The organism is Mesorhizobium sp. RSR565B (assembly GCF_054719465.1).
In genome coordinates this window covers 5,126,388-5,148,104 of record NZ_JBTTIE010000001.1, presented here as the reverse complement: position 1 = coordinate 5,148,104, position 21,717 = coordinate 5,126,388, and the positions used below count along the sequence as shown (strand labels likewise).

24 protein-coding genes are annotated in these 21,717 nt (G+C 62.5%); 13 read left to right on the top strand and 11 right to left on the bottom strand.

All coding sequences use genetic code 11. The annotated features are described in order from the left end of the window. Positions 1-91: 91 nt before the first annotated feature. Positions 92-1,021, bottom strand: coding sequence for a glutaminase (locus ACYG9R_RS24700; RefSeq protein WP_023691223.1), 930 nt, complete (start codon positions 1,019-1,021; stop codon positions 92-94). Beyond that, on the bottom strand, positions 1,008-2,180 hold the full coding sequence (locus tag ACYG9R_RS24695; RefSeq protein ID WP_023691222.1) for a pyridoxal phosphate-dependent aminotransferase: 1,173 nt from the start codon (positions 2,178-2,180) through the stop codon (positions 1,008-1,010). The genes ACYG9R_RS24700 and ACYG9R_RS24695 overlap by 14 nt, the downstream gene beginning before the upstream one ends. 152 nt (positions 2,181-2,332) lie before the next feature. Here ACYG9R_RS24695 and ACYG9R_RS24690 point away from each other — a divergent pair, with 152 nt between their 5' ends. From ACYG9R_RS24690 to aat, 6 genes are all read left to right on the top strand, one after another. Then, complete coding sequence (locus tag ACYG9R_RS24690) at positions 2,333-3,745, top strand: M48 family metalloprotease (RefSeq protein WP_023691221.1); 1,413 nt, start codon at positions 2,333-2,335, stop codon at positions 3,743-3,745. 58 nt (positions 3,746-3,803) lie between these two features. After that, positions 3,804-4,607, top strand: coding sequence for a DsbA family protein (locus tag ACYG9R_RS24685; protein WP_023822934.1), 804 nt, complete (start codon positions 3,804-3,806; stop codon positions 4,605-4,607). 150 nt (positions 4,608-4,757) lie between these two features. Beyond that, positions 4,758-5,192, top strand: coding sequence for a type II 3-dehydroquinate dehydratase (gene aroQ, locus ACYG9R_RS24680; RefSeq protein ID WP_023822935.1), 435 nt, complete (start codon positions 4,758-4,760; stop codon positions 5,190-5,192). 26 nt (positions 5,193-5,218) lie between these two features. Beyond that, on the top strand, positions 5,219-5,683 hold the full coding sequence (gene accB, locus ACYG9R_RS24675; RefSeq protein WP_023734408.1) for an acetyl-CoA carboxylase biotin carboxyl carrier protein: 465 nt from the start codon (positions 5,219-5,221) through the stop codon (positions 5,681-5,683). Between the two features lie 10 nt (positions 5,684-5,693). Continuing rightward, positions 5,694-7,037, top strand: coding sequence for an acetyl-CoA carboxylase biotin carboxylase subunit (gene accC / locus ACYG9R_RS24670; protein ID WP_023681497.1), 1,344 nt, complete (start codon positions 5,694-5,696; stop codon positions 7,035-7,037). Positions 7,038-7,064: 27 nt separating this feature from the next. Further along, positions 7,065-7,682 (top strand): leucyl/phenylalanyl-tRNA--protein transferase, encoded by a 618-nt coding sequence (aat, locus tag ACYG9R_RS24665; protein ID WP_023681498.1) that lies wholly within the window; start codon positions 7,065-7,067, stop codon positions 7,680-7,682. Positions 7,683-7,724: 42 nt separating this feature from the next. On the opposite strand, the gene ACYG9R_RS24660 is transcribed toward aat, so the two are convergent. The 3 genes from ACYG9R_RS24660 to ACYG9R_RS24650 all read right to left on the bottom strand — a co-directional run bounded on the left by ACYG9R_RS24660 (position 7,725) and on the right by ACYG9R_RS24650 (position 9,249). Further along, entirely contained in the window at positions 7,725-8,108 is a 384-nt protein-coding gene (locus tag ACYG9R_RS24660) for a hypothetical protein (protein WP_023822936.1), read from the bottom strand. Positions 8,109-8,183: 75 nt separating this feature from the next. After that, positions 8,184-8,735 (bottom strand): DUF2155 domain-containing protein, encoded by a 552-nt coding sequence (locus ACYG9R_RS24655; RefSeq protein WP_023681499.1) that lies wholly within the window; start codon positions 8,733-8,735, stop codon positions 8,184-8,186. A gap of 115 nt (positions 8,736-8,850) precedes the next feature. After that, the gene (locus ACYG9R_RS24650) at positions 8,851-9,249 is read right to left on the bottom strand and encodes an NADH:ubiquinone oxidoreductase subunit NDUFA12 (RefSeq protein WP_023710575.1); all 399 of its coding nucleotides are present in this window, start codon (positions 9,247-9,249) and stop codon (positions 8,851-8,853) included. A gap of 325 nt (positions 9,250-9,574) precedes the next feature. Here ACYG9R_RS24650 and panB point away from each other — a divergent pair, with 325 nt between their 5' ends. The 4 genes from panB (at position 9,575) to ACYG9R_RS24630 (ending at position 14,243) form a co-directional block, all read left to right on the top strand. Next, positions 9,575-10,405, top strand: a complete 831-nt coding sequence (gene panB, locus ACYG9R_RS24645) for a 3-methyl-2-oxobutanoate hydroxymethyltransferase (RefSeq protein WP_023681501.1) — start codon at positions 9,575-9,577, stop codon at positions 10,403-10,405. Continuing rightward, a complete protein-coding gene (gene panC, locus ACYG9R_RS24640) occupies positions 10,402-11,274 on the top strand; it encodes a pantoate--beta-alanine ligase (RefSeq protein WP_444849040.1) in 873 nt (290 codons plus the stop codon). The genes panB and panC overlap by 4 nt, the downstream gene beginning before the upstream one ends. 224 nt (positions 11,275-11,498) lie before the next feature. Continuing rightward, positions 11,499-12,659: a helix-turn-helix transcriptional regulator gene (locus tag ACYG9R_RS24635; protein WP_023822937.1), complete on the top strand. Its 1,161-nt coding sequence runs from the start codon at positions 11,499-11,501 to the stop codon at positions 12,657-12,659. 183 nt (positions 12,660-12,842) lie between these two features. Next, positions 12,843-14,243, top strand: coding sequence for an ArnT family glycosyltransferase (locus tag ACYG9R_RS24630; protein WP_050588894.1), 1,401 nt, complete (start codon positions 12,843-12,845; stop codon positions 14,241-14,243). Between the two features lie 16 nt (positions 14,244-14,259). Here ACYG9R_RS24630 and ACYG9R_RS24625 read toward each other — a convergent pair whose 3' ends face one another. From ACYG9R_RS24625 to ACYG9R_RS24610, 4 genes are all read right to left on the bottom strand, one after another. Next, positions 14,260-14,748, bottom strand: a complete 489-nt coding sequence (locus tag ACYG9R_RS24625; protein WP_023738941.1) for a GNAT family N-acetyltransferase — start codon at positions 14,746-14,748, stop codon at positions 14,260-14,262. Positions 14,749-14,752: 4 nt separating this feature from the next. Beyond that, entirely contained in the window at positions 14,753-16,252 is a 1,500-nt protein-coding gene (gene gatB, locus ACYG9R_RS24620; protein WP_023688375.1) for an Asp-tRNA(Asn)/Glu-tRNA(Gln) amidotransferase subunit GatB, read from the bottom strand. Positions 16,253-16,454: 202 nt separating this feature from the next. Beyond that, positions 16,455-16,886 carry a CBS domain-containing protein gene (locus ACYG9R_RS24615; RefSeq protein ID WP_023667498.1) on the bottom strand — a complete coding sequence of 144 codons (432 nt, stop codon included), beginning with the start codon at positions 16,884-16,886 and terminating at the stop codon, positions 16,455-16,457. Between the two features lie 138 nt (positions 16,887-17,024). Continuing rightward, entirely contained in the window at positions 17,025-17,792 is a 768-nt protein-coding gene (locus tag ACYG9R_RS24610; protein ID WP_023695379.1) for a rhomboid family intramembrane serine protease, read from the bottom strand. Positions 17,793-18,195: 403 nt separating this feature from the next. Between ACYG9R_RS24610 and ACYG9R_RS24605 the strand changes: the two genes are divergently transcribed. The 3 genes from ACYG9R_RS24605 to ACYG9R_RS24595 all read left to right on the top strand — a co-directional run bounded on the left by ACYG9R_RS24605 (position 18,196) and on the right by ACYG9R_RS24595 (position 20,471). Next, the gene (locus ACYG9R_RS24605; RefSeq protein WP_023725762.1) at positions 18,196-18,831 is read left to right on the top strand and encodes a PAS domain-containing protein; all 636 of its coding nucleotides are present in this window, start codon (positions 18,196-18,198) and stop codon (positions 18,829-18,831) included. A 124-nt stretch (positions 18,832-18,955) separates the two neighbouring features. Continuing rightward, positions 18,956-19,573: a PilZ domain-containing protein gene (locus ACYG9R_RS24600; protein WP_023822938.1), complete on the top strand. Its 618-nt coding sequence runs from the start codon at positions 18,956-18,958 to the stop codon at positions 19,571-19,573. A 289-nt stretch (positions 19,574-19,862) separates the two neighbouring features. Next, positions 19,863-20,471, top strand: a complete 609-nt coding sequence (locus ACYG9R_RS24595) for a transglutaminase-like cysteine peptidase (protein ID WP_023695381.1) — start codon at positions 19,863-19,865, stop codon at positions 20,469-20,471. A gap of 243 nt (positions 20,472-20,714) precedes the next feature. Here the strand turns inward: ACYG9R_RS24595 and ACYG9R_RS24590 are convergent, their stop codons facing one another. Together ACYG9R_RS24590 and ACYG9R_RS24585 are read right to left on the bottom strand one after the other, a co-directional pair. After that, entirely contained in the window at positions 20,715-21,242 is a 528-nt protein-coding gene (locus ACYG9R_RS24590; RefSeq protein ID WP_023695382.1) for a gamma carbonic anhydrase family protein, read from the bottom strand. Between the two features lie 85 nt (positions 21,243-21,327). Continuing rightward, the gene (locus ACYG9R_RS24585) at positions 21,328-21,696 is read right to left on the bottom strand and encodes a DUF6949 family protein (protein ID WP_023822939.1); all 369 of its coding nucleotides are present in this window, start codon (positions 21,694-21,696) and stop codon (positions 21,328-21,330) included. Positions 21,697-21,717 lie beyond the last annotated feature (21 nt).

The window sequence follows — 21,717 nt, the reverse complement described above, 5'->3', positions numbered from 1 at the left end:
TATTCAGCCGATTAAGATAGGTTCCTGACAAAAATCCCGCGCCGTTCAAACCACGGCGCGGGATTTTTGCATGCGCGAATGACGGAAGGCGTCAGGGGGCGAAAATCGACCAGTTCATCATCCTGGCCAGTTTTTCCAAGGCGATCGACCCCAGCTTGGAATTGCCGTTGGCGTTCAAGCCCGGCGACCATACGGCGAGTGAAGCCACACCCGGCACGATCCCCAATATGCCGCCGCCGACGCCGCTTTTGCCGGGAATGCCGACACGGAAGGCGAAATCGCCGGAACCGTCATAGTGGCCGCAGGTCAGCATCATGGCGCCGATGCGCCGCGCCCGCTCGGCAGACACCACGGAGTGCCCGGTTGCCGGGTTTCTGCCGCCATTGGCGAGGAAGCGGCCGGCCAGCGCCAATTGCCGGCAGCTCATGGCGATGGCGCAATGGTGGAAGTACACGCCCAGCGCCAGCTCCGGTGCATGGTTGAGATTGCCGAAGGATTTCATGTAGTTGGCAAGCGCGAAGTTGCGATAGCCGGTGGCGCGTTCGGAAGCCGCGACCTCGCGGTCGATGATGATGGTTTCGTCATCGGCAAGGAACTGGATGAAGCGCAGGATTTCGCCGATCGCCTCGCGCGGCTGGTGGCCGGCAAGCAGTATGTCGGACACGACGATGGCGCCGGCATTGATGAACGGATTGCGCGGAATGCCGTTCTCATGCTCGAGTTGCACGATCGAGTTGAACGGATTGCCCGACGGCTCGCGTCCGACACGCTGCCACAGCGCGTCGCCGACATTGCCGAGCGCCAACGTAAGCGTAAACACCTTGGAGATGGACTGGATCGAAAACGCCTGGTCGGCGTCGCCGGCGACCAGCACGCGGCCGTCATTGGTCACGGCGGCAATGCCGAATTTCTTCGGATCGACCTTGCCGAGCTGCGGAATGTAGGTGGCGACGTCACCGCAATCGGTGCGCTCGGCCATCTCGGCGGCGACATCGGCCAGCGCTTGTTCAAGATCCGGCATGCTCGTCCCCGCTTTTCAGCCAGCGCTCGATGCGCGCCATCGCCTCGACCATGTCGTCATGGCTGCCGGCATAGGAAAAGCGCATCGTGCGGTGGCCCTGAAGTGGATCGAAATCGCGGCCGGGCGTCGCCGCCACATGCGCCCCGGCCAGCATCTTGCGCGCAAAGGCCATGCTGTCATTGGTATGCCGGGTAACATCGCAGAAAGCGTAGAAGGCGCCGTCCATCGGCGCCGCCAAGGGAAATCCGAGTTCCGGCAGGCGCCGCATCAACAGCTCGCGGTTCCAGGCGTAGCGCGCCTTTACCGCTTCCAGCTCTTGCGTCGCCTTGAAGGCTTCGATCGCCGCGATCTGCGACAGTTCCGGCGGCGAGATGTAGAGGCTCTGGGCGATGCGCTCGATCGGCCTCACCAGAGCTTCCGGCAGCACCATCCAGCCGATGCGCCATCCGGTCATGCAATAATATTTCGAGAAGGAATTGATCACCGTCACGCCTGAGCCATGGGCCAGCGCCGTGGTGTCGGGCGCGGCATAGGCCAGCCGGTGATAAATTTCGTCCGATATCACCGCGATGCCGAGTTCTTCGGCTGTCCTCACCAGTGCCGACAACTCGTCGACGGGAATGACCGCACCTGTCGGATTGGCCGGGCTGGCGAACAACACGCCCTTCAGCGGTTTTTCCCGGTGCGCCGATTTCAAATGTTCGGCATGAAGATAGGCGTCGCTGCCGAGCTCGATCTCGACGATCTGGATACCGAGCGCGGCCATGATGTTGCGGTAGGCCGGATAGCCGGGTGCTGCGATGGCGACGCGGTCGCCGGGATCGAACATCGCCAGGAATGCCAGATTGAAGGCGGCCGACGATCCCGTGGTCACGGCGATCCGGTTCGGCGCGACATCGATCCCGTAATGGTCGCCGTAATGCGTCGCGATCGCCTTACGCAGATCCGCCAGACCGAGCGTGTCGGTATAGCCGATGCGTCCGATCCTCAGCGCATTTGCGGCTGCTTCCCTCACGCCCACGGGCGCCGGATCGGATGGCTGGCCGACGGCCATGGACACGACAGGCACGCCCGTCGCCTTCAGCCGGTTGGCTTCGGCCAGAATGTCCATGGCGTGAAACGGCTCGACTTCACCGCGGCGCGACAGCGAAACTACCATTTGACCTCAATCTTTCCGTCCGGCCCGCCGCTCGAAGCCATCAACCGGCGGCAGCGCCGCACAAATGCCCGATTGATGTGAGGATCACAAGTTCGCCTAGTTTCGGTGCCGTGACTTTTCATCGTTCGCCCGCTCGTTTACCAGTGGACCTCATGCTGAGCCGACCCAAATCGACGATGTCCAAATCTTCCATCGGGAAGACAGCGCGCGGCTTCGCGACGCTTTTGCTTGCCGCCGCCGTCGCTGTCACCGGCTCGGTGACGGCCTTCGCGCAGGCGGTGCCGGTCGTGCGCGATGCCGAGATCGAGGCGCTGGTGCGCGACTATGCGCGGCCGATCTTCAAGGCGGCCGGTCTTGCCAATGACGGTGTCGATATCGTTCTGGTCAACGATCAGAGCTTCAACGCCTTCGTTACCGGGCGCCGGCTGTTCATCAACACCGGCGCGCTGATGCAGGCCGAAACGCCCAACGAGATCATCGGCGTCATCGCCCATGAGGCCGGCCACATCGCAGGCGGCCATCAGCAGAAATTGCGCGACCAGCTCGAGCGCGCCAAGACCATGGCCATCATCGCCACGCTGCTTGGCGCCGGCGCCATCGTTGCCGGCGCCACCACCAACAGCCGCGGCCTTGCCGGCGCCGGCATGGGTGTCGCCGCGGGCGGCGGCGAGATGGCGCAGCGCAGCATTCTTGCCTACCAGCGCACCGAAGAGTCGACCGCCGACCGCTCTGCCATCACCTATCTCAATGCCACCGGCCAGTCCGGCATGGGCATGCTGAAGACCTTCGCCCGCTTCCAGAGCGCGCTGTCGCTTTCCGGCACGCAGGTCGATCCCTACCGCATCAGCCACCCGATGCCGCAGGAGCGCATCGCCAATCTCGAAGTGCTGGTCAAGCAGAGCCCTAACGTCGACAAGGTCGATCCGCCGGCACTGCAGCAGCGGCACGACATGATGCGCATCAAGATCGCCGCCTATATGGGCGGCCAGGCCGCGGCCACGCGGCTGATCCGCAAGGCCCCGGGCAGCCTCGCCTCGCGCTATGGCGAAGCGCAGATGGCCTATCTCTACGGCAATCTGGGTGCGGCGCTGACCAAGGCCAATGCACTGATCAAGGAACAGCCGAAGAACCCCTACTTCCAGGAAATGCGCGGCGACATACTGATGAAGGCCAACAAGCCCAAGGACGCCGCGGACGCCTATGCCAAGGCAGTCAGCCTCGATCCGGTGAGGTCGGGCCTGTTGCCCGTTTCTCTCGGCCAGGCGCTGATGGCCATCGGCACGCCCGATTCGCTGAAGAAGGCGGTGGTGCAGATCAACAACGGCCTCGGGCGCGACAAGGAAAACACGGTCGGATACCGCTATCTCGCCCAGGCCTATGGCGAGCTTGGCAACATTCCGGCGGCGGAACTCGCCACCGCCGAGGGCCATTTCTATTCCGGCGATTACACGAATGCGAAAATTTTCGCCATGCGCGCGCAAAAGGACTTGAAGCGTGGCGAACCCGGCTGGATTCGGGCGCAGGACATCATAAACTACAACCCTTCAGGCAAACTCAAGAAATGAACCTTCCGGTCGCCCGCGGCGACTAGGATAGACCGGAACCGGTAAAGAGGATGAGACGATGAACAAGGCAATATTGCTCGGCACGACGGGAGTGGCGGCTGTTCTTGCCATGCTCGCTTTCGGGTTCGTTGCCGGCAGTCCGCAGGTGGCCAAGGCCGGCACGGCGCAGACCGTGCAGACCGCCTCTGCCGACACCAAGATCGATCGCACTGAGGTCGAGGGCATTATCCGCGACTATCTCCTGAAGAACCCCGAAGTGCTGCTCGAAGTGCAGGAGGCGCTCGAGGCCAAGCAGAAGGAAGAGCAGCGCATAGCCAGCCTCGGCGTCATCGAGAAGGCCAAGTCCGAGATTTTCAACTCGACCTTCGACGGCGTCGTCGGCAATCCGAAGGGCAAGGTCACCATCGTCGAATTCTACGACTACAATTGCGGCTTCTGCAAACGCGCCATCGACGACATGCAGGCTCTGACAAAGGCCGATCCGGAGCTGCGCTTCGTGCTCAAGGAATTCCCGATCCTCGGGCCGGATTCGCAAAAGGCCAGCGTCGTCTCGATGGCTTTCCACCTGATGCATCCGGAGAAATACGGCGAGTTCCACAACGCCCTGCTCGGCGGCCAGGGCCGCGCCACCGAGGCGGCGGCCATCAAGGTTGCGCTGTCGCTAGGCGCCGATGAGGCGAAATTGCGCGAGAAGATGAAGGACCCGACCATCACCGAGGCCTTCTCCAAGACCTTCGACCTCGCCAACAAGCTGGCCATCACCGGAACGCCGTCCTATGTCGTCGGCAATGAAGTGGTGTTCGGCGCGCTCGGCCAGGAAGTGCTGGCTGAAAAGATCGAGGCGGCGAAAGCCGCACTCTGATCTTGCACGCGAGCCTATTTCTCACGGGCACATTTCCGCCTGTTGTGGACAGTGAAAGATCGCACTTGTGCTCTTTCCGCGGGCGGCTATGCCCATTATAGAAGGCCCTGCGCGCCGGCTTGAGGCCGGCGTCGGAAAAGGTCGGCATTTTTGAAAACGATTTTCGTCCTGAACGGCCCCAACCTGAACGCGCTCGGCAAGCGCGAGCCGGGCATCTATGGCGGCAAGACGCTTGCCGCGATCGCCGACGACTGCAAGCAGGCGGGCGCCGCGCTTGGCCTCGAGATTGATTTTCGCCAGTCGAACCATGAGGGCGACCTCGTCGACTGGATCCAGGAAGCCGGCGACAAGGCAGCCGGCATCGTCATCAATCCGGGTGCCTACAGCCACACCTCGATTGCCATTCACGACGCCATCCGCGCTGTCGCGCCGCTGCCCGTCGCCGAAGTTCACCTCTCCAACATCCACGCGCGGGAACCATTCCGCCACATCTCCATGGTCGCGCCGGTCGCTGTCGGCATGATCTGCGGGTTCGGGCCGCTTGGCTACTCGCTGGCGCTGCAGGGGCTGGCGGCACGCCTATGACCGGCCCACAAACAGAAGGCTCGAAAATGTCGATAAAGAAGACCGGTGTTGACCAGCAACTGATCCGCGATCTGGCGGGCATACTGAACGACACCAATCTCACCGAGATCGAAGTCGAGCTCGGTGACCTGAAGGTGCGCGTATCGCGCCAGGCGCCGGCCGTCCACGCCATCGCCGCACCGCAGGCCGGTTATGCTCCGGCAGCGCAGCAGCCCGCGGCGGGCGCGGCTACCGCACCAGCAGTGGCCGACCCGTCCAAGAACGCGGTCCCCTCGCCGATGGTCGGCACCGCCTATCTCGCGCCCTCGCCCGACGCCAAGGCCTTCATCGAAGTCGGCCAGAAGGTCAAGGAAGGCCAGACGCTGCTGATCATCGAAGCGATGAAGACGATGAACCAGATCCCTTCGCCGCGCGCCGGCACGGTGACGGCGATCCTGTTCGAGGACGGCCAGCCGGTCGAGTACGGCATGCCGCTCGTCGTGATCGAGTAGAGCGGGCCGGATGTTCCAGAAGATCCTCATCGCCAACCGCGGCGAAATCGCGCTTCGGGTGCTGCGCGCCTGCAAGGAACTCGGCATCCAGACCGTGGTCGTGCATTCGACCGCCGACGCTGACGCCATGCATGTCAGGCTCGCCGACGAAAGCGTGTGCATCGGTCCGCCGCCGTCGCGCGACAGCTATCTCAACATCCACCAGATCGTCGCAGCCTGCGAGATCACAGGCGCCGATGCCGTGCATCCGGGCTATGGCTTCCTGTCGGAAAACGCCAAGTTCGCCGACATTCTCGCCGCCCACAACATCACCTTCATCGGCCCGTCGGGCGACCACATCCGCATCATGGGCGACAAGATCGAGGCCAAGCGCACCGCAAAGCGGCTCGGCATTCCGGTTGTGCCGGGCTCCGACGGCGCCGTCACCGATCAAAAGGAAGCCAGGCGCATTGCCGCCGAGATCGGCTATCCCGTGATCATCAAGGCATCGGCAGGCGGTGGCGGGCGCGGTATGAAGGTCGCCCTTACCGAGGCTGACCTCGAGATCGCCTTGCAGACAGCGAGCACGGAAGCGGGAGCCGCCTTCGGCGACGATGCCGTCTACATCGAGAAATACTTGGAAAAGCCGCGCCACATCGAGGTGCAGGTATTCGGCGACGGCGCCGGCCGCGGCGTGCATTTCGGCGAGCGCGACTGTTCGCTGCAACGCCGCCACCAGAAAGTCTGGGAAGAGGCGCCCTCGCCGGCCCTCAACGCCGAGGAGCGCGCCCGCATCGGCAATATCTGTGCCAAGGCCATCGCCGACCTCGGCTACTCCGGCGCAGGCACCATCGAATTCCTGTACGAGAATGGCGAGTTCTACTTCATCGAGATGAACACGCGGTTGCAGGTCGAGCATCCGGTGACGGAGGCGATCACCGGCATCGATCTCGTCCACGAACAGATCCGCGTTGCCTCCGGCGGCGGGCTTTCGGTGCGCCAGGAGGACATCAAGTTCAACGGCCACGCCATAGAATGCCGCATCAATGCCGAGGACCCGCGCACCTTCACGCCTTCGCCCGGCACGATTACGCATTTCCACACGCCTGGCGGTCTCGGCATCCGCGTCGATTCCGGTGTCTATTCCGGCTACAAGATCCCGCCCTATTATGACAGCCTGATCGGCAAGCTGATCGTGCACGGCCGCAACCGCGTCGAATGCATGATGCGGCTGCGCCGGGCGCTCGACGAATTCGTCGTTGACGGCATCAAAACGACGCTGCCGCTGTTTCGCGACCTGGTCGGCAATGCCGATATCGCCAATGGCGACTACGACATCCACTGGCTGGAAAAGTATCTGGCCAAAGAGGAATAGCGCCCGACTTGCCGCTATGATGCCGCGATGACCCGTCCTTACGCTCCCGGCTATCGCATTCCGACCGACCTGTTGCTCAAGGCCTATGCCTCGGGCGTCTTCCCGATGGCCGAGAGCGCTTCCGACCCGGAAGTGTTCTGGGTGCGGCCGGAGACGCGCGGCATCATACCGCTCGATGGCTTCCACACGCCGAAGAGCTTGCGGAAGACAATTCGCAAGCACCCGTTCGACATCCGCTTCGATTTCGATTTCGAGGCGACGATCGACGGCTGCGCCGAAAAGCGCGAGGAGCGCCGCTCGACCTGGATCAACGCGCCGATCCGCGAAGCCTATATCGAGCTGCACCGTCTGGGGCACTGCCATTCGGTCGAGGCATGGCGCGAGGAACGGCTGGTCGGCGGCCTCTATGGCGTCTCGCTCGGTCGCGTGTTCTTCGGCGAAAGCATGTTCGCCCGGGAAACCGACGCGTCCAAGACCTGCCTGTATCATCTGGTCGAGCGGCTGAAGGCGCGCGGCTTTGCCCTGCTCGACACGCAATTCACCACTGAGCATCTCAAACGCTTCGGCGCGGTCGACGTGCCGCGCGTCAAATACGAGAAGATGTTGGCCGACGCGCTGAAGGGCGAAGCCGTTTTTTATCCCTGACCGGAGACCGAGCGGCCGAGCCGGCTCGACCGGTGAAAGGGGTCAGCCCTTCGTGGTTTCCATCGGCGTCTGCGAATGGAACATCATCTTCCAGCCGTTGACACGATGAACATAGCCGGTGCTAACCAACGCGGCGTAGGGCTCGCCGTTTTCTCGTGTCGCATGAGCCTCATAGGTCAGCATGATAATGTCGCTGCCGGGCTCGATGATACCCTTGAGGTCGATCTGAAGGTCGCGCCAGCGGTTGGGCTTGGTCGCGGTCTTGGCCAGATCGGCATTGTCCATTGCCTGTGCCATCTCAGGAAATGCTACCAGGCATTCTGTGTCGACATTGGCGGCGTAGTAAGCTTCGTCGCCCGTCCAGAACCCCTTTTCGAGTTCGAGCAGGTCGTCTTTGCTGGCCGTGATCCGTTTGCTGTCCGACATCAGAATATCCTCCAAGCGCATAAATGCGTCATCGTCCATGGCCCAACGCATAGTTGCCACCACGGTTCCGGAGGATCAGTTGGTGTTGGTCGCGTCAGGTTCCGTAGGGTCCGGCTGTTCGGCGGCCGGAGCAGCGGCGGGCTTTGGCTTGGACGTGTCGACCTTGGGCGTCTCGGCATTGGCCGCGTCGGGCGGCGGCACATCCGACTTCTGCTTGCAGCCCTTTAGCCAGACGTCATAGACGGCGTGCTCGACGGCGTTTAGGCCGGGGCTCTCGGCGAACATCCAGCCGGTGAAGATGCGGCGGATCTTGCGGTCGAGCGTGATTTCGTCGACTTCGACGAAGGAATCGGTCTTCGGCTCTTCATTCTCCGGCCGCGAATAGCAGATGCGCGGCGTCACCTGCAAAGCGCCGAACTGCACGGTTTCGTCGATGTAGACATCGAAGGTGATGATCCGGCCGGTGATCTTGTCGATGCCGGCAAATTCGGCGACCGGATTGGTGATGCGATCGGAGATTGCGGGTGCTGCCGCAGGCGCCTGCGCCGCGGCAAACGCTGTCGGGAACATGGCGACAGCGCCAATTGCCGCCAGTCCGGCCATCGATGTCAGGCTGAAAATGTTCATGCGGAGATACCGGTGGTTTGGGCCCGGGTGATTCTGTCACGCCCAAGGCTATTCGCCGTTGTCATATCAGCAAGCAGCTAAACGCCAATTGTGGCGACAAAGGACCGGCCGGCGGTCAAGAACCAGGCGTCCACGCATCGTAGTCGCCCGTCACCTGCGGACGGTGCTGATTGGTGAGCACGGAACCCTTCGGGCGATAAGCCGCCGGTGTTCCCGTGAGGTTCGGCTCATGCGCCTTTTCCCATTCGCGCGGCCGATAGTCGTCGCTTGGCGGCGCCACATCGACGCGATGATGCATCCAGCCGTGCCAGCCCGGAGGGATCGCCGACGCCTCCGAATAATTGGCGTAGATGATCCAGCGGCGGGTGCGGCCTTCCGAATCGACGCCGCCTTCGTAGTAGACATTGCCGGCCCCATCCTGGCCGACCTTGTTGCCGTGGCGCCAGGTGTGAAAACGGGTTCCCAGCGTCTGGCGGTTCCACCAGGTGAAAAACTGCAGAAGGAAAGTTTTCATTCAGATCCTCGCGGGCGCGCGGCGGTGGCTGTTCCCTGCTTATGGCGTCAGGCCTTGGCGAAGGCAAGGGTTTTGCGGCGCCTGCGGCACTGACGGCATGCCGAAACGCTCGGTCATTGGCCGATCCATTTCGCACCTGCGAACCGACGCTTGCCAAGCCGGCTGCGTCTTCCTAAAGCTCTCATCGCCCGGCGCTGCCGCATGACCCCGAAAATCGAAATCGATTTTCGGAAAGGATCATGCGCAAACCAAAGTGCTACAGCGTCCTTTGCGCGTCCACGGGACGCGCGGCGCTGTAGTCAACGCCGGCTGCGGGAGGTGAGGAATGGCCTTAGCTGTCGCCAGGATCAGTGCGGAGACAATACGCGCCCGCAAGGGCGGCGTGCCGGTCGTATGCCTTACCGCTTACACCTATCCCGTCGCCCGCCTGCTCGACGATCATGTCGACCTTCTCCTGGTCGGCGACAGCGTTGCCATGGTGCTGCATGGCCACAAGACCACGCTCGGCGCCTCGCTGGAGATGATGATCGCCCATGGCCAGGCCGTGATGCGCGGTTCGTCAAAGGCCTGCGTGGTGGTCGACATGCCGGCCGGCAGCTACGAGACTTCGGCCGCGCAAGCCCTTGCCTCGGCGCGCCGCATCTCTGAGGAAACCGGCTGCGAGGCGGTGAAGCTGGAAGGCGGCGTCGAAGTCGCCCTCCAGATCGCCGCAATCGTCACGGCCGGCATTCCAGTGATGGGCCATATCGGCTTGCAGCCGCAATCGGTGGAAAAGGACGGTGGCTACAAGATCAAGGGCCGCACGCCGGAGAATGTGGCCGCGCTCATGCGCGACGCCGACGCGGTCGCAAAGGCCGGCGCGTTTTCGCTGGTCATCGAAGGCACGGTCGAGACCGTTGCCGCCGACCTCACCCGGCACATTACCATTCCTACCATCGGCATCGGCGCCAGCCGCGATTGCGACGGCCAGATCCTGGTCATCGACGACATGGTCGGCCTGACGGTCGACCGGGTGCCGAAATTCGTCAAGGAATACGCCGATTTGCGCAGCGCTGTCGCCGATGCCGCGGCGCGTTATGCGGCGGAGGTGCGCAGCCGCACCTTCCCCGGGCCGGGCCACGTCTTTTCAGCCGCGAGCGACAAGGACAAGGCATGAACCGGCCCCCCATCCGCCAGCCGCTCGTCGTCGACACCGTGCCCGGCCTTCGCGCGCAGATCCGCGAATGGCGGCGCGAAGGCCTGAGCGTCGCCATGGTGCCGACCATGGGCGCTTTGCATGACGGCCATATCTCGCTGGTCGGGGCTGCGCTCGCAACGGCCGATCGCTGCGTCGTCTCCATCTTCGTCAACCCGGCCCAGTTCGCCCCCACTGAAGATCTCGACAAGTATCCGCGGCAGCTGGCCCGCGATCTCGACCGGCTGACCGAGGCCGGCGCACAGCTTGCCTTCACGCCTACGGTTTCCGAAATGTATCCGGCAGGCTTTGCGACGAAGATTTCGGTCGGCGGCCCGTCTTCTGGCCTGGAATCGGATTTCAGGCCGACCTTCTTCGAGGGCGTCGCCACGGTCGTGGCCAAGCTCTTTCTGCAAGCCCTGCCCGACTACGCCATCTTCGGCGAAAAAGACTACCAGCAGCTTTGCGTCGTCCGAAAGCTCTGCCGCGATCTTGACCTTCCGGTGGAAATCGTCGGCGCGCCAACCGTGCGCGATGCGCATGGCCTGGCAATGTCGTCGCGCAACGCCTATCTCGACGCCGCCGAGCTCGACGTCGCGCGACAGCTCAATGTCATCTTGCGCCAGACGGCGGCAGCGCTCGCGGCCGGTGCCGATGAAAACGGCGTGACCGGTAAAGCCACTGCCGCGCTTCTCGAGGCAGGCTTCGACAGCGTCGACTATGTCGCCGCGCGCGAGAGCCTGACGCTCACCTCGTGGCGGCGTGACGGCGATGGCCGCCTGCTTGCCGCGGCGTGGCTTGGCAGAACCAGGTTGATCGACAATGTGGAAGTTTACTCATTTATTCCCTGAAAAATTCCAATTCCGTTCACTTTGATTTGTATCGCAGAGCGGCCCGAGCGCTCTTAGACAACGGCTCATCAGGTACGTTCTGGCCAGCCCGTAAGCGCTCACGATACACCGAACGCCGCTGTGAGACGTTTCACAGACGTAACCAAGCCGGCTATGTTGTGTGCGACCCCAGGCAGAGACAGTGTGTGACCTGCCACTACGCTGCAATCCTTACGAGGCTCTACGTGTCTGTCCAGGCCAACATAGTCGGTCGCGCCCTGCCGCAGATCGTCGAGGCAATCTACGATTCGATTGTCGATGTCGGCCGTTGGCCATCGACGCTTGAATCAATCTGCAAATTGGCGCTCGGCCGGCTTGCCATGCTGGCGGTCGTCGATACGGCGAGAAACTCGGCCCGGTTTTCGACTTCCTGCGGCGATCCGGTTCTGCTTGAGCCGCTGCAGCGCGACTACGCCTGCGAGGTGCCCTTTTTCAAGGCGGTGCCGAAGATGGAAGTCGACATACCGTTGACCGTCGACAGCGTCTACGCCCTGCAAGGCCCTGACGCCCGCCAGAACTGGCTCGAAAGCCGCATCGTGCGCGAGTGGGTGGAACCCAACCGTCTCGACGATTTCTTCTGGGTAGCGCTGATGAAGCAGCCGGCGCGCACCGGCACGCTGATGGTGGTTACCGACAAGGACAGGCCCCAGATTTCAGCCAGGGATATCGACCTGATGTCCAGGCTCGCCCCCCATGTCCGGCGTGCGGTGACCATCGGCGACCTGTTCGAGGCCGAGCGGCGCAAGGCCGACATCTTTCGCTCGATCCTTGAGAGCCTCGACCATCCAGTGCTGATCGTCGCCGACGATATGCAGATCATTTTCGCCAATCCGGCAGCCGAAGCCCTGCTCACCGAAACCGCCTCAGTGTCCTCGGTGCGCGGCCAGCTGTCCTTCGCTTATGCCAACGCCAACACCGCCATCGGCCGCGCCATCCAGCTCGGCACGCGCGACGAATTCGCGCTCGGACCGTCCGGCATCAACATTCCGCTGGTGAAGGCCATGTCTCCGGCGGTGGCGCATGTCATGCCTCTGGCGCGACGCGACATTTCGGCCCGCATGTCGCCGCGCGCCGCCGCGGCCATCTTCATTGCCGCCGCCGGCGCCGCATCAGTGCCGGCGCTGGAAGCGATCGCTGCGCTGTTCGGACTGACCGCAGCGGAAAAGCGTGTCGCCGGCCATGTCGCCGCCGGGCTGACACGGCGTGAAATCGCGGCTGCCAGCGGCGTCTCGGACGGCACCGTCAAATCACAGCTGGCAACCATCTTCGACAAGACCGCCACCGGCGACCAGCGAGAGCTGGAACTCCTGATGCGCGAATTGACGCCGCCGCTGCGCTCGGCCTGAAGCCATACTCGGAGCCAATCATCAAATTTTTCAACTATTTGCCGGTACGCAGGCGTAATCCACAATACCAAGCCGGCATCGTTGCAATTCGGCCAAAATCATGGTGCGGTTCTGCTCCGGTCCGGAGACGGTGCATCGTGCACGACCGGACGTGGAAAACCATTTCCTGGGCGGTCCCCGAACTTGATACCGACACGAATTGAACGGCTGCTGCCTTACCTCTTCCTGCTGGCCCTGCTTTGCATCGCGCTCGCTTTCCGTCCGCTACTGCCGGTCGACGAGACGCGTTATCTCAGCGTCGCCTGGGAGATGTATCTCGGTGGACATGTCTTCGTACCGACGATGAACTTTGCGCCCTATCTGCAGAAGCCGCCGCTGTTGTTCTGGCTCATCGATCTCGTCTGGAACATCTTCGGTGTGAGCCGCGCGGCGGCGATGCTCGTCATCTTCGCTGCCTCGTCGCTGGTCATCTGGCTGACGACACTTCTGGCCAAAACCCTGTTTCCCGAGCGCCCGGAAATCGCCAGTCGCATCCCCTGGCTGGTGGCCGGCAGCACCGTCTTTGTCATCTATTCGACCCTGATCCTGTTCGACATGCTTTTGACGGCCTGTGTGGTCGCCGCACTGCTGGCGTTGCTGGGCTTCGCCAGGACCGGCAACCGCTGGCAGGCGGTGCTGGCGGGTCTCTTCATCGGGCTCGGCGTGCTGGCCAAAGGCCCGGTCGTGCTCATTCACATCGGCGCGCCCGTCCTGCTCTATCCCCTCTGGCGTGACCGGCGAGCCGGCCTTGCCCCTTTGCAGTTCTTTGCCGGAGCCGGCCTGGCAATTCTCGCCGCCCTTGCCCCGGTCGCTATATGGCTGGCGCCCGCGACCATCCTGACCAAGGGCAGTTTCGTCTACGATCTCGTCTGGAACCAGTCGGCAGGTCGGGTTACCGGAAGCCTGCACAATTCGCATGGCCGGCCGTTTTACTTTTACCTGATGCTGTTGCCGCTCATGTTCGTGCCCTGGGCCTTTATCCCCCCGGTGTGGCGGCTGAGGCCGGTTGCCCGGATACGCAGCCTGATCGACACCAAATCCCCGGATCTGCGTGCCCTGCGCCTGCTGTCGTTCTCGTTCATTGCGGTGCTGCTGGTCTTCAGCGCCATATCCGGCAAGCAGCCGCACTATGTCGTGCCGGCACTACCGTTCGCGACCATTCTGCTGGGCTATTTCATGGCCGAGATTTCAGTCGCCAGGCTGAGGGCGACGGCCTTTGTCATGCTTGCCCTTTTCGCCATCGGCCACGCCGCCGCCTCGGCGACCGTGTTCAAACGCTACGATCTCACGCAGCTGGCGAGCTTCATCGACGAACGAAAGGACGCCGACTGGGCCGTCGCTTACGACTATCAGGGCGAGGTCGGTTTCCTTGGGCGAATAGAGAAGCCATTCGAGAACGCCGACAAGCCTGAGGAATGGCTCAAGTCTCACCCCGGCGGCTACGTCATCGAAAAGCAATCGAAAGATCCGGGCACATCCGAACAGATCGCCTTCCGGCAGCCGGTGGAACGCGGCTATCTGGTCGTGCTGAAAGGACAGCACTGAGCGTTTCGTCGGGCGCCTATCCCAGCGGTTTCTCGAAGATCAGCGCCGGCAACCCCGAACCGCCGCCGCAATCGGCGGTGCTGCCGACCGGCAAAAATCCCTTCGAACGGTAGAAGGCGATGGCCGGCACGTTGGCCTCTTCCACCTCGACGCGCAACCTGTTCGTCTCGGGAAAGCTGGCTTCGACCTCGTCCAGCAAGGCCTGGCCGATGCCTTGCCGCTGGCAGGCCGGCAGTACATAGAGCTGGTTCAGCAGCACGATCTTCGCATCCGTCGTTGCGGCGGCAAAAGCCATGCCGCCGATACGCTTGCCGTCATCGGCGACCAGGAATTCCGAGTTCGGCCTTGTCAGCCGCGCCTTGAGCGAGGCGATCGAATGCCAGTCGTCGGTAATTTCGATCACCCGCTGGGCGCCATAGATCGCGTCGTAGGTTGCGTGCCAGGTTTCGACCAGCAGCGCGCGGACAGCGGCAAGGTCACGTTCGCTGGCGGTGCGGACGAACATTGTTCTATTCGATACCGAGCTTGGCCTTGACCAGATCGTTGACCGCCTGCGGGTTGGCCTTGCCGCCGGTGGCTTTCATCACCTGGCCGACGAACCAGCCGGCCATGGTCGGCTTGGCGCGAGCCTGCTCGACCTTGTCGGGGTTGGCGGCGATCACCTCGTCGACCGCTTTCTCGATGGCGCCGGTGTCGGTGACCTGCTTCATGCCGCGGCTTTCGACCAACTGGCGCGGATCGCCGCCCTCGTTCCAGACGATCTCGAACAGATCCTTGGCGATCTTGCCGGAGATGGTGCCTTCCTTGATCAGGTCGATCACGGCACCGAGCTGCTCCGGTGTTACAGGAGCATTTTCAATGCCCTTGCCGGCCTTGTTAAGCTGGCCGAGCAGGTCATTGATGACCCAGTTGGCGGCAAGCTTGCCGTCGCGGCCCGAGGCCACCTGCTCGAAATAGTCGGCGATCGGCTTTTCCGACACCAGGATCGAGGCGTCGTATGTCGACAGGCCAAGTGAGGAGATCAGGCGCGCCTTCTTGTCGTCGGGCAGTTCCGGCAACTCCTTGGCCAGCGCGTCGACATAGGCCTGGTCGAACTCCAGCGGCAAAAGGTCGGGATCGGGGAAGTAGCGGTAGTCATGCGCCTCTTCCTTGCTGCGCATCGAGCGCGTCTCGCCTTTGACGGCGTCGAACAGCCTGGTTTCCTGGTCGATCTTGCCGCCATCCTCGAGGATGGCGATCTGGCGGCGCGCCTCGAACTCGATGGCCTGGCCGATGAAGCGGATCGAGTTGACGTTCTTGATCTCACAGCGCGTACCGAATTCGCCGCCGGGCTTGCGAACGGAGACGTTGACGTCGGCGCGCATCGAACCTTCGTCCATGTTGCCGTCGCAAGTGCCGAGATAGCGCACGATGGTGCGCAGCTTGGTGACATACGCCTTGGCCTCGTCGGCGGAGCGCATGTCGGGCTTGGAGACAATCTCCATCAGCGCCACGCCGGAGCGGTTGAGATCGACATAGGACATGGTGGGATGCTGATCGTGCATCGACTTGCCGGCGTCCTGCTCCAGGTGCAGGCGCTCGATGCCGATCTCGATATCCTCGAACTCGCCCTGCCGGTCGGGACCGACCGAAATGACGATCGTGCCTTCGCCAACGATCGGCTGCTTGAACTGCGATATCTGGTAGCCCTGCGGCAGGTCGGGATAGAAATAGTTTTTCCGGTCGAAAACCGACTTGTGGTTGATCTGCGCCTTCAATCCGAGGCCGGTGCGGATCGCCTGCTTGACGCATTCCTCATTGATGACCGGCAGCATGCCGGGCATGGCCGCGTCGACCAGGCTGACATTGGCGTTGGGCGCCGCGCCGAAAGTCGTCGACGCCCCGGAAAACAGCTTTGCTTCCGAGGTCACCTGCGCATGAACCTCGAGGCCGATGATGATCTCCCAATCGCCGGTAGCGCCGGGAATAAAACGTTTGGCATCGGGCGTGCGGGTATCGATAAGGGTCATGGTGGCCTGCGCTTTTGGCTCGCGAAAACTGCGATTTTCGCGAATTTGGGTATCGGTCTTCGCTAGTGCAAACCGCTTCGCGAGACAAGCGCCCAAAGCAGCGCAGAGCAGCGGGCTGGTCTTTTCAGCCCCTTTCGGCCGCTCGGCAACCGATAGAATGAACGCCGCCGGCCGGTATTCGGTCGGCGGTTTCTTCGTCAGGTCAGGCCGTTGCGATATAGGCCCTGATTTCGTCGGCCTCGCGCTCGACATCCTCGATGCGGCGCTTGACCACGTCGCCGATCGACACGATGCCGTCGAGCAGCCCATCCTTTTCCACCGGCAGATGGCGGAAACGGCCTTTGGTCATGATCTCCATCACCTCGTTGACCGTGTGGTTCTCGTTGCAGATCTTCACTTTCGGCGTCATCGCCGAGCGTACCGTTATATCAAGTGCGGCAGCGCCTTCCCTGGCGACGACCCGCACGATGTCACGCTCGGAAAGGATGCCGACGATCTTGCGATCGCCATTGGTGATGACCAGTGCACCGATCTTGTGGTCGGCCAGGATTCGAATGGCTTCGCTGAGCTTTACATTCGGCCCGAGCGTGAACACGTCATGGCCTTTTCTCTCGAGAATTGCCTTAACCGTCATGGCGTCCTCCTCCTCCTGCTTGGCTAGCCAGCTCCCGCCCTGACCGGCTTCACATAAGAGTGAACATCGTGCGCCGTGATCGGTTGCTTTTCAAGTGTGCCAGTGGGGTGTGCCAGTGGGCTGCGCCAATAGAGTGCGCTAGTCGGGGGTGCGCTGGTCGTCGGGGATCTCCCATTCAGGCGCCCGCCAGCGCCGGTCGAACCAGCGCAACCCGAAGAAGCCTGCGACGAGGCCGCCAATGTGCGCTTCCCAGGCGATCTGGCCGGGCTCTCCGAGCCCGAGACCGTAAAGGCCGGTGGCGAGATTGATGACCATCCAGGCGCCGAGAAAATTGACGACGCCGCGCATGCGCAAAACGATTGCGATCGGCAGCACGGGACCGGCAAAGGCCGCCCTGCCGGAGGAGCGGTCGGTACGGAACCCGAAGCGAGCCGCCGCACCCATCATGCCCGATATCGCCCCGGAAGCGCCGACCAGCGGTGCTTCGCCGTATGGATGGACCGCCCAGAACAGCACCACCGCGGCCAGCCCGGTGGCGGCGAAAAACAAGGCGAACCAGAACCAGCCGAGACGGTTGGCCAGCGGCGACCCGAAGGCGGCCAGCGCAACCATGTTGATGGCAATGTGGGCAACGCCGCCATGCATGAAGGCATAGGTGAAAGGACGGGTGAAGAGGAACCAGTCGAAACCGTATTGGCCGGTATAGAGGACCGGAATGAAGGCGCCGTCGGTGAGCAATGTTATCTGCTGCTCTTCGGTCAGCACATATTGCTGCAGCAGGAAGATGGCAACGCAGATGCCGATCACCGCCAGCACCACCGGTGGCAGGTTGAACACCGGCTCGCGGCGCGGCGGCGGCGCCTCCGCGGTCTGTTCGGTCTCCAAGGGGCCGGCCGGTTCGCTCATATGCTCTGATCCAGGGATTTGCGTGTAGTCGCGAGCATCTAGGCCATGCCCGGACAAATCACAAACTACGAATCACAACCGCGAATCACCAGGGGCGCGAATCAAAAAGAAGCCGTCCAAGGTTTCCCTTGAACGGCTGGTCGAGCCCCCTGCTCCCCTAAACTATTGACCGAAGTGCTGTTGGTCGTCGCGAAACGACCGCTTCTGGAGTGGTTTTGGTGTGCCATGGCAAGCCTGCGCGCGCAACGTAAACCACTTGTTAACCTTAACGCCCCCGACCCGTGAACAAGTCTTAACGACGCTGGCACGCATCCTGCTCCGGAACGCATGTAGGTCATCGGAGGGCGCCCTTTCTGTTCACCGATGGGACCATCAGACGGCAGAATGCGCGGAGTTTCATAGCATGAACCAGAACGGATCAATCGCGCTGTTCCATTATTGGAATCGCCTGCGTCATGGACGTCCTGCCCCAAAGCGTTCGGAAGTCGAACCAGCCGATATCAAGGCGCTTTTGGCCGACACCTTCATCCTGGAAAGGGATACGCGCGGCGAAGCGGTGTTCCGGCTTGCCGGCACCAGGCTTTGCGCCGGCTACGGCCGCGAGCTCAAGGGTTTTTCGTTCCCCTCGTTATGGCGCGAGAAGGACCAGCGGCTGGTGTCGCGCCTCATTCACGGCGTTTTCGAGCAGAAATCCGTGGTGTCGATCACTTATGAGGGGTTCAGCCGCAGCGGCCGGTCCAACCACTTCGAGTTGCTTGCGCTGCCGCTCGACGGCGGCGTCGAGAACCCGCGCTGCCTCGGCGTCATCAGCGCCGTGGAAAAGCCGTTCTGGCTGGGCGCCGACCCGATCACCGACGCGCTGATCGACGCCATCCGGGTCATCGATCCCGACAAGGAACCGATGTTCCTGAAAAACCGGCCGGAAATATCCGTTCCGTCGTTGGCTCCCGAACTCGAAGCGCCGGAGACCATCTCGGCGCTCGGTCGGTCGCGCCGTATCCGCCACCTCGTCGTGTTCGACGGCGGGCGCGAGCAATAGTCTCCAAGCCGGCGCTAATCTTAACTATCGGCGACCCACTTTTCTCCTTTGTTAACCTGCTTGGCTGTAGTTTTGGCCGAGATTCCACGCACGACGCGGGAATGCCAACGGGGTGTAGGCAGTCATGAGGTCAGCGGCGGTCGAATACGCGCCGTCCCGCGCCGAAAGGCGTAACTTTCAGCGCGTCCGGGTCAAGATCTACGGGCGCTTCATGCTGGAGGACCGCACCGAACACCCTTGCCAGGTCGTCGATATGTCACCGGGCAATGTCGCGTTGCGCACCGAGCGCGTCGGCATGCCGGGCGAAAAGATCATTGCCTATATCGATCATATCGGCCGCATCGAGGGCGTGGTGACGCGCACTTCGCAGGACGGCTTTGCCATGACCGTCATTGCCTCGGATCGCAAGAAGGACAAACTGGCCGCGCAGTTGACCTGGCTCGCCAACAAGCATGAACTCGACCTGCCGGAAGACCGCCGCCACGAACGCGTGGCGCCGCGCAACCCGACAAGCGTGCTGCAGCTCACCGATGGGCGCCAGTATCAGTGCCGCATCATCGACCTGTCGCTATCGGGCGCGGCGGTCGAGATCGACGTCAAGCCGGCGCTCGGCATCCAGGTGATGCTAGGCACCATGCGTGGCCAGGTGGTGCGTCATTTCGAGGATGGCGTCGCCATCGAATTCGCCGTCATCCAACGCCCGGAAACGCTCGATTCCGAGTTCAACGCCCCGCGCGGCTGAACGATCGGCAACAGGCAGCAAAAACGAACCGGCCCTGCGCGGCCGGTTTTTTGTTGCCGGCGTTCCGCCTGCCTCTGCAGCTTGTAGCGGCACGCAGCAAATCCACGGCTCCACCCGGAAATCCGCGCCCCGACACCGCGGTTTTACGCCGAGACCCTGAACGATTTTATACTCAAATAGATCAAATTTTACGCGTATTCTATTGAGGTTTTACTCAATGTCTACTTCGGGTTTTTGCGTCAAATAAATCCAACGCTGTCATTGTCTCCTCAAACGGGGAGACTGACGAATGGCAAAGACGTGGGGCAAGCTGTTGCTCTTGGCAATGGCGATGCAGCTTTCCGCTTGGGGAACGGCGCAAGCAGCAGGACCGGCCTACATGCACACTGGCGGCCGCACGACACAGCCGGTCGGTCACTACGAATTCTGCCAGAAGCTGCCGCAGGAATGCGCTCAGCGCACGCCGAAGCAGGCGCCCGTCGAACTGACGCGCAAGCTGTGGGCGGCGATCGTCGACGTCAACAATTCTGTCAACACCCGGATCGTGCCGCGCACCGATATGGAAATGTGGGGCAAGGAAGAGGTCTGGTCCTATCCCGACAGCGGCTTCGGCGACTGCGAGGACTATGCGCTGGAGAAGCGCCGCGAATTGATGGCGCTCGGCGTTCCCGCCGGCAATCTCTTGATGACCGTGGCGCGCCAACAAAATGGCGACGGCCACGCGGTGCTGACCGTGCGCACCAGCCTCGGCGAGTTCATCCTCGACAATCTGGAGTCCAAGGTGCTGTCCTGGACCGACACCGACTACACCTACCTGAAGCGCCAGTCCGACCAGAATTCCGGCGTGTGGGTGACGATCAACGACGGCCGCGCCGACGCGGTTGCCAGCGTCCGCTAAAACGCCATCACAGAGGTCAAGCACATCGAATAATGCGACGTGCCTAACGAGAAAGCCCGGTCGAGTCCCCACCCTCCCCGTCCCCAACGACCGGGTTTTAAGGAGCCGGCCCCGTCCCCTGGCCGGCTCCACCATTTCAGACCATGATCCCGAACCGAAGGACCGCGTCAGCGAAAGCGAGAAACGATTTTTGCTGCGCTGACCTGCCGTTCGGAAAAGATCATCGTCAAACAGGAATAGAGTTCAGGCCTTCTTCAGCCCGGCCTTGAAGCGCTTGCCGTTGGCGACATAGTGCGCGGCCGAGGCGCGCAGCCTGGCGACAGCGGCATCGTCCAGCGTCCTGATCACCCGCGCGGGCGAGCCGACGATCAGGCAATTGTCGGGGAACTCCTTGCCTTCGGTGACTAGCGCGCCGGCGCCGACCAGGCAATTCCTGCCGATCCTGGCGCCGTTGAGCACTATGGCGCCCATGCCGATCAGGCTGTTGTCGCCGATCGTGCAGCCATGCAGCAAGGCGCGGTGGCCGATCGTGCAGCCCTGCCCGATCGTCAGGGGAAAACCGGGATCGGTGTGCATCACCGTGTGTTCCTGGACATTGCTGTCGGCGCCGATGACGATCGCCTCGTTGTCGCCGCGGATGACCACGCCAAACCAGAAGCCGGCATTGCGACCGACGCTGATGTCGCCGATCAACGTCGCGTCCGGCGCGATCCAGTTGCTGTCGGGATCATCGAAACGGGGCGCTTTTCCGTCGATTGCATAGGTCGGCATTTGCAGTCTCCGATTCGTCGCAGGCCGGGACAAACCCTAGAACAATCCTACGAAAACCGCGTAGCGGTTTCCCCCAGCAATTGCCTCAAGGCAAATACCGCGCCAGCGATTCCACCAAAAGCTGAAGCGCACCAGGAGAGCCAATGCCCCAGGAGGCAATGGCGATCAGCACGATGCCCAGCGTCAGCGCCCAGGCGATCACCGTGCAGCCGCAGGACATCAGCATCAGCGTCGAAATGCGGCCCTCGCGCCGCGCATCGAGCGCATCGTTGGCGAGCATGAACGGCCCGGCGCAAGCGGTCGTGGCCAGCGAGCGCAGGATGTACTCCGGCGACACATAAGGCTCGGCAAAGGCAAGCCGGCGGCCCGCCGCCAGTTCCATCACGGACCCAGCGAGCCCGCAGGCGGTGAGCCCGACGGCAAAAGCGAAGAGAACGGGTAGCAGCAGGCTCATCTTTACCTTCCGTTTACCATG

Excerpts from the sequence above, each read along its gene's own strand:
- ACYG9R_RS24700 (WP_023691223.1), bottom strand. The coding sequence starts at position 1,021 with ATGCCGGATCTTGAACAAGCGCTGGCCGATGTCGCCGCCGAGATGGCC.
- ACYG9R_RS24695 (WP_023691222.1), bottom strand. The coding sequence starts at position 2,180 with ATGGTAGTTTCGCTGTCGCGCCGCGGTGAAGTCGAGCCGTTTCACGCC.
- ACYG9R_RS24690 (WP_023691221.1), top strand. The coding sequence starts at position 2,333 with ATGCTGAGCCGACCCAAATCGACGATGTCCAAATCTTCCATCGGGAAG.
- ACYG9R_RS24685 (WP_023822934.1), top strand. The coding sequence starts at position 3,804 with ATGAACAAGGCAATATTGCTCGGCACGACGGGAGTGGCGGCTGTTCTT.
- accB (WP_023734408.1), top strand. The coding sequence starts at position 5,219 with ATGTCGATAAAGAAGACCGGTGTTGACCAGCAACTGATCCGCGATCTG.
- accC (WP_023681497.1), top strand. The coding sequence starts at position 5,694 with ATGTTCCAGAAGATCCTCATCGCCAACCGCGGCGAAATCGCGCTTCGG.
- aat (WP_023681498.1), top strand. The coding sequence starts at position 7,065 with ATGACCCGTCCTTACGCTCCCGGCTATCGCATTCCGACCGACCTGTTG.
- ACYG9R_RS24660 (WP_023822936.1), bottom strand. The coding sequence starts at position 8,108 with ATGTCGGACAGCAAACGGATCACGGCCAGCAAAGACGACCTGCTCGAA.
- ACYG9R_RS24655 (WP_023681499.1), bottom strand. The coding sequence starts at position 8,735 with ATGAACATTTTCAGCCTGACATCGATGGCCGGACTGGCGGCAATTGGC.
- ACYG9R_RS24650 (WP_023710575.1), bottom strand. The coding sequence starts at position 9,249 with ATGAAAACTTTCCTTCTGCAGTTTTTCACCTGGTGGAACCGCCAGACG.
- panB (WP_023681501.1), top strand. The coding sequence starts at position 9,575 with ATGGCCTTAGCTGTCGCCAGGATCAGTGCGGAGACAATACGCGCCCGC.
- panC (WP_444849040.1), top strand. The coding sequence starts at position 10,402 with ATGAACCGGCCCCCCATCCGCCAGCCGCTCGTCGTCGACACCGTGCCC.
- ACYG9R_RS24625 (WP_023738941.1), bottom strand. The coding sequence starts at position 14,748 with ATGTTCGTCCGCACCGCCAGCGAACGTGACCTTGCCGCTGTCCGCGCG.
- gatB (WP_023688375.1), bottom strand. The coding sequence starts at position 16,252 with ATGACCCTTATCGATACCCGCACGCCCGATGCCAAACGTTTTATTCCC.
- ACYG9R_RS24615 (WP_023667498.1), bottom strand. The coding sequence starts at position 16,886 with ATGACGGTTAAGGCAATTCTCGAGAGAAAAGGCCATGACGTGTTCACG.
- ACYG9R_RS24610 (WP_023695379.1), bottom strand. The coding sequence starts at position 17,792 with ATGAGCGAACCGGCCGGCCCCTTGGAGACCGAACAGACCGCGGAGGCG.
- ACYG9R_RS24605 (WP_023725762.1), top strand. The coding sequence starts at position 18,196 with ATGAACCAGAACGGATCAATCGCGCTGTTCCATTATTGGAATCGCCTG.
- ACYG9R_RS24600 (WP_023822938.1), top strand. The coding sequence starts at position 18,956 with ATGAGGTCAGCGGCGGTCGAATACGCGCCGTCCCGCGCCGAAAGGCGT.
- ACYG9R_RS24595 (WP_023695381.1), top strand. The coding sequence starts at position 19,863 with ATGGCAAAGACGTGGGGCAAGCTGTTGCTCTTGGCAATGGCGATGCAG.
- ACYG9R_RS24590 (WP_023695382.1), bottom strand. The coding sequence starts at position 21,242 with ATGCCGACCTATGCAATCGACGGAAAAGCGCCCCGTTTCGATGATCCC.
- ACYG9R_RS24585 (WP_023822939.1), bottom strand. The coding sequence starts at position 21,696 with ATGAGCCTGCTGCTACCCGTTCTCTTCGCTTTTGCCGTCGGGCTCACC.